This is a genomic window from Pseudomonas brassicae, assembly GCF_010671725.1.
In the GTDB taxonomy this organism is placed as follows: Bacteria; Pseudomonadota; Gammaproteobacteria; order Pseudomonadales; family Pseudomonadaceae; genus Aquipseudomonas; species Aquipseudomonas brassicae.
On sequence record NZ_JAAHBU010000022.1, the window covers coordinates 1 to 689 of the forward strand.

Below are 689 nucleotides of genomic sequence, written 5' to 3' on the forward strand. Positions count from 1 at the left end.
TTGCCAGCGAAGGGCGCGACTCATTTCTCGAGGTGTTCAGCCCCTTGCAGCGCCTCGTCACCCAGCAGCAGGGTGCTGTCGTGCGCCACGTCTTCCTCTTCGAACAGGCGCCATACCTTGCCGTCCTGGGTGCCCAGCAGCTCGACAAAACGACGCCCCTCGACCTTGTCGCTCAACTGCCCCAGGTAACGCCCAGGCTCGCTCTCGCTGCGGGTCAGCAGGATCTTGCGATCCTTCTGCGGCTGGGTCGGCGAGATCAGGTTCAGTTCCAGCGTCTGCGGCTGGCTGTCGCCGCTCAGGCGCAGGTCGACTTCGCCGGTCAGTTCGTCCAGGTGCACGCTGGCCTTGAGGTTGAGCTGCTGGCCCAGCAGCTCTCGGTCCAGCGAACGGTTGATGCCTTTGCCAGCCTCGTAGTAGTTGTCGTTGACCAGGTTGTCGGGGTTGTTCACCGCGATGGTCACCATGGTCAGGCTCAGGGTCACCGAGGTGGCCAGTACGCCGATGATGATCCACGGCCAGAGGTGCTTGTACCAGGGGCTGTTGGCGGTTGCTGCAGGCATGTGTCAACTCTCTTAGCGAATTTGTGGGCCGATGAAGCGGCTCTTGGCTTCAACCTGGGTACCGTTGTTGTCGGCGTCCTTGAGGGTGAAGGTGACTTCGTTGGTGGTCGATGGCAGTTCTTCGGGCGC

The 689-nt window shown here is 62.1% G+C and carries 2 protein-coding genes; both read right to left on the bottom strand.

Annotated elements, in window-relative coordinates:
- Positions 1-20 precede the first annotated feature (20 nt).
- Positions 21-560, bottom strand: a complete 540-nt coding sequence (locus G3436_RS02190) for a FixH family protein (RefSeq protein WP_163940814.1) — start codon at positions 558-560, stop codon at positions 21-23.
- A 12-nt stretch (positions 561-572) separates the two neighbouring features.
- The coding region (locus G3436_RS28700; protein ID WP_420801164.1) for a hypothetical protein at positions 573-689 on the bottom strand (117 nt) is incomplete at its 5' end.